This is a genomic window from Gluconacetobacter johannae (assembly GCF_014174305.1).
Lineage (GTDB): Bacteria > Pseudomonadota > Alphaproteobacteria > Acetobacterales > Acetobacteraceae > Gluconacetobacter > Gluconacetobacter johannae.
Genome location: NZ_JABEQH010000001.1, coordinates 334894 through 344601 on the forward strand (window position 1 = coordinate 334894; position 9708 = coordinate 344601).

The window sequence follows — 9708 nt, forward strand, 5'->3', positions numbered from 1 at the left end:
ACCGACGCGCACATGGACCGCCCGATGGCCCGCGATGCCTCCGGGCGCGCCGGGCTGGGGACTGCCCCGGATGCGATCGTCGCCGGCGGGGCGTCGCGCAGCCTGCGGCATGAAAGTGCCGCGATGCATGTCGCGGGCAGTGCGACCTATATCGACGACATGCCCGAACCGAAGGGGCTGCTGCATGTCGTACCCGGTTTGAGCACCAGGGCCCATGCGCGGATCGTGGCGATGGACCTGGACGCGGTGCGCGCGGCGCCGGGCGTGGTCCGGGTGCTGGTGGCGGCGGACATCCCCGGCCACAACCAGGTCAGCCCGGTGGGTAGGAACGACGAACCCCTGCTGGCGACCGATCTGGTGTCGTTTTATGGCCAGCCGATCTTCGCCGTGGTGGCCGAAACGCGCGGGCAGGCCCGCCGCGCGGCGCGGCTGGCGCGGATCGAATATGAAGACCTGCCCGCCATTCTCGATGTCGCCCAGGCGCGCGCGGCGGGTGGCGCCATGGTCTGGCGACCGCTGACCATGCGGCGCGGCGATGCCGAGGCCGGGCTGGCGGCGGCACCCCGCCGCCTGTCGGGCTGCATCGTGATGGGCGGGCAGGAGCATTTCTACCTCGAAGGGCAGGCAGCCCTGGCCCAGCCGGGCGAGGAAGGCGAGATGCGGGTCTGGTCGTCCACCCAGCATCCGACCGAGACCCAGCATATGGTGGCCCATGTGCTGGACCGGCCGAGCAATCTGGTGACGACGGAAATCCGCCGGATGGGCGGCGGGTTCGGCGGCAAGGAAACCCAGGCCAACGCCCCGGCCTGCCTGGCGGCGCTGGCGGCGGAACTGACCGGCCGCGCGGCCAAGATCCGGCTGGACCGTGACGACGACATGATGATGACCGGCAAGCGGCATGATTTCGTCGTGGATTACGACGTCGGTTTCGATGACGACGGCCATATCCTGGCGGTGGACATGGTGCTGGCCGCGCGCTGCGGCTGGTCGGCCGACCTGTCCGGCCCGGTGACGGACCGCGCGCTGTTCCATGCCGACAACGCCTATTACTACCCCGACGTGCGCCTGCGCTCCGAACCGCTGAAGACCAATACCCAGTCGAACACCGCCTATCGCGGCTTCGGCGGTCCGCAGGGCATCGTGGCGGCGGAACGGGTGATCGAGGACATCGCCTTCGCCACCGGGCTGGACCCGCTGGATGTCCGGCTACGCAACGTCTACGGCACCGGGACGCGCGACCTGACGCCGTATCACATGACGGTCGAGGATTCGATCGCGGCCCCGATCATGGCCGAACTGGCGCGACGCTGCGACTATCGCGCAAGGCGGGCCGCCATCCGCGCGGCCAACGGCGCCAGCCCGCATATCCGGCGCGGCATCGCCCTGACGCCGGTGAAATTCGGCATTTCCTTCACCGCGACGCATTACAACCAGGCCGGCGCGCTGGTGCATGTCTATACCGACGGGTCGGTGCAGGTGAATCACGGCGGCACCGAGATGGGCCAGGGCCTGCATACCAAGATGGTGCAGATCGCCATGCGCGAATTCGGCCTGCCGGCCGAGCGGGTGCGGATCACCGCGACGACGACCGGCAAGGTGCCGAACACCTCGGCCACGGCGGCCTCGTCCGGCGCGGACCTGAACGGCATGGCCGTGCTGGACGCAGTGCGCCGGATCAAGGAGCGGCTGGTCGCCTTCGCCGCCGGGCAGTGGGGCGTGGCGGCGGACGAGGTGCGCTTCCTGCCCGACGGCGTGCATGTCGGCGCGACCGTCGTGCCGTTCCCCGAACTGACGAAGGCCGCCTATTTCGCCCGCGTGTCGATGTCGTCCAGCGGCTTCTACAAGACGCCCAAGATCTCGTGGAATGCCGAAACCGGGCGCGGCCGGCCGTTCTTTTATTTCGCCTACGGCGCCGCCTGCGCCGAGGTGGCGGTGGATCTGCTGACCGGCGAGATGCGGATCGAGCGTGTCGATATCCTGCATGACGCGGGGCAGTCGCTGAACCCGGCGATCGATATCGGCCAGGTCGAGGGGGCGTTCGTCCAGGGGGCAGGCTGGCTGACGACCGAGGAACTGGTGTGGGACGATGCCGGGCGGCTGCGTACCCACGCGCCCAGCACCTACAAGATCCCGGCCTGTTCCGACAGGCCGCGCGTCTTCAACGTGCATCTGCTGGACCACGCGCCCAATCAGGAGGAGACGATCTTCCGGTCGAAGGCGGTGGGCGAGCCGCCGTTCGTCCATGGCGTCGCGGTGCTGCATGCCATCTCCGACGCGCTGGCCAGTATCGACGGCTATCGCACCTGTCCGCGCCTGGACGCCCCGGCGACGCCCGAGGCGATCCTGCGCGCCGCCACCCGGCTGCGCGGCGAGGCGACCTGACCGGCCGTGCCATGGACGAGATCTTGTCCGCCATGCGCTGCTGGCTGGCCGATGGTCAGCCGGTGGCGCACGTTCGCATCCTGTCCGCGCGGGGGTCCACTCCGCGCGAGGAAGGAGCGTTCATGCTGGTGACACCAGGCACGCAGGCCGGGACAATCGGCGGCGGACGGCTGGAATGGGAGTGCGTGGCCGACGCCCGGATGCTGCTGGCCACGGGTGGACCGGCCGTCGAGCGGGACATCGTCCTGGGGCCGGACATGGGGCAATGCTGCGGTGGCGCGGTGCGCGTGCGGATCGAGCGCGCCGATCCGGCAGTGTTCGACACCCTGGCGCACGAGGTCGCGGCCGTGCGCGCCGCCTGGCCGCCGCTGCTGCTGTTCGGGGCCGGCCATGTCGGGCGGGCGCTGGCGCGCGCCCTGGCGCCGCTGCCGCTGCGCCTGGTCTGGATCGACCCGCGCGGCGAAGAGTTCGGCGTGGTTCCCGATGGCGTGGAGGCCCGGATCACGGCCGACTGGGAGGGCGCGATCGCCGCCGCCCCGCCGGGCGCCGGGGTGCTGGTGCTGACCCCCAGCCACGCCCTGGATGCGCTGATCGTCGCGGCGGCGCTGGAGCGCGGCGATTTCCGCTATGTCGGGTTGATCGGGTCGAAGACCAAGCGCCGCCGGTTCGAATCGGGGTTCCGGACGCTGGGTCTTTCCGAGGAACGCATCGCAACCCTGGTCTGCCCCGTCGGCGATCGCGGCATCCGCGACAAGCGGCCTGAAATCATCGCCGCCCTGGTCGCGGCCGAGATCGTCGAGACCCTGTTGCAGGAACGTCCTGTCCGGGAAGGGGGCGCGTGATGAAGGTGGACAGGACGGCCCGTATGATGCGGCTGCATGCGCGCTGCATCCTGTATTTCAACGCGGTGCGTGAAAACGGATCGATCCGCGAGGCCGCGCGGCAGTTGAACGTCACCCCCTCGGCGCTGACCCGCCAGATCGCGCAGATGGAAGACGAAATCGGGTCGCCGCTGTTCGACCGCCTGCCGGGCGGGATGAAGCTGACCGCCGTCGGGGAAATCGTCACCCGCCATATCGTCACCGTCATGCAGGATGCGGCCCGCACCGACGACCAGATCGCGGCCCTGAGCGGCCTGCGCGGCGGCGGCGTCAGCCTGATGGCGGTGGAGGGCGTCGCGGGCGACCTGCTGTCGCGCCTGCTGTCGCGCATGGCCCGGACCTATCCGGATGTGGCGTTGTGGGCCGAAACCGGATCGCCCGACGCCATCATCACGGCGCTCTGCGGGGGCACGACCGACCTGGGAATCGCGTTTTCCCTCGAACCGCCGGATGAATTGCGACAGGTGGCGGTCGCCCATTTCCCGGTCGGGGTCGTCATGCGTCCCGATCATCCGCTGGCGACGCGCCACGCCGTGGGGGTGGAGGAGTGCGTGGCCCACAAGCTGATCCTGCCGTCCGACTCGCTATCGCTTCACCGGGTCATGGAGCCGATGCTGCGCCCCTGGCGCGACCGGCTGGACGTGGCGCTGGAGACGGGATCCATCGAGCTGACCAATCGGATGGTGGCGGCGGGCGTCGGGCTGGCCTTCCAGTCCCGGCTGGCGCTGGAATTCGAGATCGAACGCGGGATGCTGGCGCATGTTCCGCTGGATGACCCGCGCGCCACCACCGATCTGGGTGTCTATGTCCGCGACGCGCGATGGCTGCCGCCGGCACTGGACATGCTGATTACCCAGGTGTGCGACGCCCTGCACGAACTGGAAACCGTCGCCCGGCGGTGATGGGCCGACCGGTCATCATGTTGTCGATTTCACAACGGATTGGTCATTTTATTATACTGGACGAAACACCGACGCCCCCGGATAGTTTCGACGTCAGGATGGTGCGAGTGGGAACGCCGGTCCGTGCCGGGGGGCGCGGACCGGCCGTCCGGACAGATCGGATTGCGGTGGAACGCAGGAAGATATTCGGAAAAAACAGGGTGGTGGAGCGTAGGCCTCGCAGCACGCTTCAAGGACCGGGGACACAGTCAGGGAGGCGTGGCGATGGCCGCCGATAGCGAAACTCTTTCGGTGGAAGGGGGGCTGGCGGCGCTGAACGCCGCGGTCCGCCGTGACCTCGATATCATCAACTATCCGCGCCATGCCTGGACACCGCGCCTGTCCCGCGAGGGCGCGCCCGTGCTGGATGTCGCGATCGTCGGCGCGGGCCAGGGAGGGCTGGCGACGGCGTTCGCCCTGCAGCGCGGCAATATCACGAATGTCCGCATCTTCGACCGCGCCCCGCGCGGCGGCGAGGGGCCGTGGATCACCTTCGCCCGCATGATTACGCTGCGGACCCCGAAATACGTGACCGGTCCGGACCTGGGGATTCCCGCGCTGACGCCGCGCGCGTGGTACGAGGCCCGCTACGGCGCGCAGGCGTGGCAGGACCTGGACAAGATCCCCCGGGAGGACTGGCAGGCCTATCTGGACTGGTATCGCGCGGTGCTGGACCTTCCGGTCGAAAACGACCGGTCGTTCGAGCATGTCGAGTGGGACGACGGCCTGCTGCGGCTGACATTTCGCGATTCGGCGGGTCGGGAATACCGCCAGTGGGCGCGGAAGCTGGTTCTGGCGACGGGTATCGACGGCAACGGGGCGTGGCATGTCCCCGATTTCATCCGCGATGCCCTGCCGCGCGACCGTTACGCCCACACGTCCGACCCGATTGATTTCGCCACCCTGAAGGGCAAGCGGATCGGTGTCCTGGGCGCCGGGGCGTCGGCTTTCGACAATGCCGCGACCGCGCTGGAGGCCGGCGCGGCCTCGGTGGCGCTGTGCCTGCGCCGCAAGGTGATTCCGTCGGTCAACCCCTACCGGTGGATGGAAAACACCGGCTTCCTGGCGCATTTCCCGTCTCTGCCGGACGTGCTGCGCTGGCGGTTCATGCGTCAGATCTACGATCTTAACCAGCCTCCGCCGCAGGACACGTTCTGGCGCTGTCGCCGGCATCCGACCTTCTCCTACCACACCGGCTGCGGCTGGACGGCGGCGCGGATGGAGGGCGGGGACGTCGTGGTGGGAACGCCCGACGGCGAAAAGCGGTTCGATTTCGTCATCATCGGCACCGGCTTCGCCACCGACCTGGGGCGCCGGCCGGAGACGGCGTCCTTCGCCGGTTCGGTGGCCCTGTGGCAGGACCGTTTCACCCCGCCCGAGGGCGAGGACAGCGCGCTGCTGGCCGCCCACCCCTATCTGGGCGACAGCTACCAGTTCCTGCCGCGCGACGCCGCCGACCCGCTGGCGCCGATGCTGGCGCATATCCATAATTTCACCTTCGGCGCCACACCCAGCATGGGCCTGTCCGGTGCGTCCATCAGCGGCATGCGCTTCGGCGTGGAACGGCTGGCACGGGGGCTGGGGCGCGACCTGTTCGTCGCCGACGGCGCGTATCATCTGGACAGCCTGCTCAATTACACGACACCGGAACTGGTCAGCCTCGATCCTCCGGATGCATGATCCGTTCGGCGCGCGCCCCTCCGGCGGCGCGCGCCAAACGGAATGAGGATATATCCATGAGCGAGACTCACGACGATCCGGCGCGGGCGTTCGTCACGGCCCTGGCGCGGGATATCGGGGTGACGATCCCCGAATCCTGCCTGCCGGGCGTGCTGGTCAATCGGGACCTGCTTCGGCAGTACGCCGACCTCGTCAATGGCTTCGCATTGCCCGACACGTGCGAACCCGCGTTCGACTACCAGCCATGAGCGGCCCCATGACGGAAATCCCCAGCGCCATGAGACTGGCCGCCGATATCCGCGCCGGCCGGACGACCGCCGTGATCGCGGTGACCGCCGTCATCGCCGATATCGAGGTCCGCGATACCCGGATCAACAGCGTGACCCGGATCTTCGGCCCGGCCGCCGTCGCCGCGGCCGAGAAGATCGACCGGCAGATCGCCGCCGGCGACGATCCCGGCCCGCTGGCCGGCGTGCCGTTCGGGGTCAAGGACCTGTTCGATGTCGTCGACGAGGTGACGACGGCGGGGTCGGTCGTCCTGCGCGAATCCCGTCCGGCGACGCATGACGCCACCGTGGTCGCGCGCCTGCGGGCGGCGGGGGCCATTCCCGTCGCCAGCCTGAACATGGACGAATTCGCCTACGGATTCGCCACCGACAATGCCCATCACGGCATCACGCGCAACCCGCACGACCTGGCCCGGCTGGCCGGCGGGTCGTCCGGCGGGTCGGCGGCGGCGGTGGCGGCCGGCCTGATGCCGTTCGCGCTGGGGTCGGACACCAACGGGTCGATCCGGGTGCCGGCGTCGCTCTGCGGCGTCTGGGGGCTGAAGCCCACCTTCGGCACCGTTCCGCGCGAGGGCGCCTATCCTTTCGCCGCCAGCCTGGATGTCGTGGGCCCGTTCGCGGGGACGCTGGAAGATCTGCGCCTGGTCTACGAGACGATGTACGGCGCCGCGATGCCGGATCTTCCGCCCGTCGGCACGCTGCGGGTCGGGCGGCTGGGCGGCTGGTTCGCCAACAATGTGTCCGAACCGCTGGCGCGCGCCATCGACGCGGTGGCGGCGCATCTGGGCGGGGCCGAGACCGTGCAGTTGCCCGAGGTCGCGCGGGCCAGGGCGGCGTCGTTCCTGATAACCGCCGCCGAGGGGGGCAATCTGCATCTGCCGCGCCTGCGGCGTCATGCGTCGCAATATGACCCGGCGACGCGCGACCGCCTGTTCGCGGGCGCGCTGTTGCCGGCCACGACGGTCATCCAGGCCCATCGGTTCCGGTCGTGGTTCCGGACGCAGATCCATGCCGCGTTCCGCAATGTGGACGTGCTGATCGCCCCCGCGACGGTCGGCGAGGCCCCGCGCATCGACCAGCCGACCATCGTGGTGGACGGGCAGAACGTGTCGGCGCGCGCCAATCTCGGCCTGTATACCCAGCCGCTCAGCCTTGCCGGGGTGCCGATCCTCAGCGCGCCGCTGGCGGGTACGGGGGGGCTGCCGCTGGGCCTGCAACTGGTCGCGGCGCCGGGGCGCGAGGCCGCCCTGTTCGCGATCGCCGCCGAACTGGAACGCGCGGGCCTGGCCGGCCGGGTCCCGCTGCCGGCGAAGGGGCGGTAGCGCCATGCTGCACACGCCGCGTTCCCTGCGCGGGATGGTGACGTCCCCGCATCACCTGGCCAGCCAGGCCGGGCTGGACGTCCTGAAGGACGGCGGCACGGCGATCGAGGCGGTGGTGGCCACGGCCGCCGCCCTCGCGGTCGTCTATCCGCACATGACGGGCATCGGCGGCGACGGGTTCTGGCTCGTGCTGTGGCCGGATGGCCGTACCGCGAGCATCGACGCCTGCGGCGCGGCGGCGGCCCGTGCCGACCTGTCGTTCTATCAGGCGGCCGGTGTCTCCTCGATTCCATGGCGCGGCCCCCTGGCGGCCAACACGGTCGCGGGCACGGTGTCGGGCTGGGACCTCGCCCTGTCATGGAGCCAGGCGACGCAGCCCGGCCTGGGGCTGCATCGCCTGCTGCGCGACGCCATCTATTATGCCGAACAGGGCGTCCCCATGACGGAAGGGGGGGCCGCCATCACGCGGGCCAAGATCGGCGAACTGGACGGCGTTCCCGGCTTCAGCGATACGTTCCTGCCGGACGGACGCCTGCCCGACGCTGGCGATATTCTTCACAATCAGGCGCTTGCACAAAGTTTCCGACGCCTGGCCGCCGATGGGCTGGACTCGTTCTATCGCGGGGCGCTGGCCCACGACATGGCGGCGGACCTGCGGGCGCTGGGCAGCCCGCTGGACCTGGCCGACCTGAAGGCGCACCGCGCGCTTTCCCGGCCGCCGCTGCATGTCGATATCGACGGGGCGCGCCTGTTCAACATGGCGCCGCCCACCCAGGGTGTCGCGTCGCTGCTGATTCTGGCGCTGTTCGACCGCCTGCGCGCCGGGCAGGTCGATGGGTTCAACCATGTCCATGGCCTGGTCGAGGCGACGAAGCAGGCCTTCCGCTATCGCGACGCCCATGTCGGCGATCCGGCCTTCATGACGGTCGGGGCGCAGGACATCCTGGACGACACGGCGCGCCTCGACGCCATGGCGCGGGCCATCGACCCGGCGGTGGCCGCCCCATGGCCGCATCCGTCGCAGGCCGGCGACACGGTCTGGATGGGCGCCGTCGATGCCGATGGGGTCGCCGTCAGCATGATCCAGAGCGTCTATTTCGAGTACGGGTCGGGCGTCGTCCTGCCGCGTACGGGCGTGATGTGGCAGAATCGCGGCTCCAGCTTCCGGCTGGCCGACGATGGCTGGAATGCCCTGCGTCCGGGGCGCAAGCCGTTCCACACCCTCAACCCCGCCGCGGCGCGGTTCGAAGATGGGCGGACCATGGTCTACGGCACCATGGGGGGCGAGGGGCAGCCCCAGACCCAGGCGGCGGTGTTCAGCCGGTACGCCCGCTACGGCGTGCCGTTGCAGCAGGCGGTCACGGCCCCGCGCTGGCTGCTGGGCCGCACATGGGGCGAGGACAGCGTGACCCTGAAATACGAGGACCGCTTCGACCCGGCCATGATCGCGCGGATGGCGCAGGCCGGACATGCGCTGGAACGCATGCCGCCGTTTACGTCCACCATGGGCCATGCCGGTGCGCTGGTGCGGCATCCCTCAGGCCTGATCGAAGGGGCGACGGACCCGCGCAGCGACGGGGCGGTGGCGGCATGGTGACGTCGCTATCGGGGGCGCCCTCCGGCGCGCGCGCGGTTGCGCGGTGCGACGAACTGGGCGCGGCGCCCTATTCGGACGAGCCGGGGCTGCTGTTCCGGCCCTATCTGGGCGCGGGCCATGGCGCGACGCTGGACCGGCTGGCGGCATGGATGCGCGAGGCCGGGATGTCGGCGCGGATCGACGCGGCGGGCAATATCGTCGGCCGCTATGAAGGGCTGGTCGCGGACGCGCCGGCGCTGCTGGTCGGCTCGCATGTCGACAGCGTGCGCGACGGCGGGCGCTATGACGGCATGCTGGGCGTGGTGCTGGGCATCGAGGCGGTGGCCGGCTTCGCCGCGCGGGGCCGGCGCTTTGCCTTCGCCATCGAGGTGATCGGCTTCGGCGACGAGGAGGGCTCGCGCTTTCCCGTCTCGATGCTGGCGACCCGCGCCGTCGCGGGCGCGCTGGACGGGCAGGAGCTGGACCTGCGCGACGGGGCGGGTACCACGCTGGCCGAAGCCCTGGCGTCCTTCGGGCTGGATGTCGCGCAGCTGGCCGGCGCCGCCCGGCGGCGGGACGAGATCGTGGCCTATGTCGAGGCCCATATCGAGCAGGGCCCGGTGCTGGAGGCCGAGGATC

At 70.3% G+C, this 9708-nt stretch carries 8 protein-coding genes; all 8 read left to right on the top strand.

Annotated elements, in window-relative coordinates:
- Positions 1-24 precede the first annotated feature (24 nt).
- Positions 25-2382, top strand: coding sequence for a xanthine dehydrogenase molybdopterin binding subunit (xdhB, locus tag HLH21_RS01515; RefSeq protein ID WP_182940480.1), 2358 nt, complete (start codon positions 25-27; stop codon positions 2380-2382).
- An 11-nt stretch (positions 2383-2393) separates the two neighbouring features.
- The gene (xdhC, locus tag HLH21_RS01520) at positions 2394-3224 is read left to right on the top strand and encodes a xanthine dehydrogenase accessory protein XdhC (protein WP_182940446.1); all 831 of its coding nucleotides are present in this window, start codon (positions 2394-2396) and stop codon (positions 3222-3224) included.
- Between the two features lie 23 nt (positions 3225-3247).
- Positions 3248-4165, top strand: a complete 918-nt coding sequence (locus tag HLH21_RS01525; protein ID WP_246378997.1) for a LysR family transcriptional regulator — start codon at positions 3248-3250, stop codon at positions 4163-4165.
- 264 nt (positions 4166-4429) lie between these two features.
- Positions 4430-5884: a SidA/IucD/PvdA family monooxygenase gene (locus tag HLH21_RS01530; RefSeq protein WP_182940447.1), complete on the top strand. Its 1455-nt coding sequence runs from the start codon at positions 4430-4432 to the stop codon at positions 5882-5884.
- Between the two features lie 56 nt (positions 5885-5940).
- Entirely contained in the window at positions 5941-6132 is a 192-nt protein-coding gene (locus HLH21_RS01535) for a DUF4089 domain-containing protein (protein ID WP_182940448.1), read from the top strand.
- A gap of 8 nt (positions 6133-6140) precedes the next feature.
- Complete coding sequence (locus HLH21_RS01540; RefSeq protein WP_182940449.1) at positions 6141-7493, top strand: AtzE family amidohydrolase; 1353 nt, start codon at positions 6141-6143, stop codon at positions 7491-7493.
- Positions 7494-7497: 4 nt separating this feature from the next.
- Entirely contained in the window at positions 7498-9090 is a 1593-nt protein-coding gene (locus HLH21_RS01545) for a gamma-glutamyltransferase family protein (RefSeq protein WP_182940450.1), read from the top strand.
- Positions 9084-9708, top strand: a 625-nt coding sequence (locus HLH21_RS01550) for a M20/M25/M40 family metallo-hydrolase (RefSeq protein ID WP_182940451.1), incomplete at its 3' end; no start/stop codon positions are given. The genes HLH21_RS01545 and HLH21_RS01550, both read left to right, overlap by 7 nt.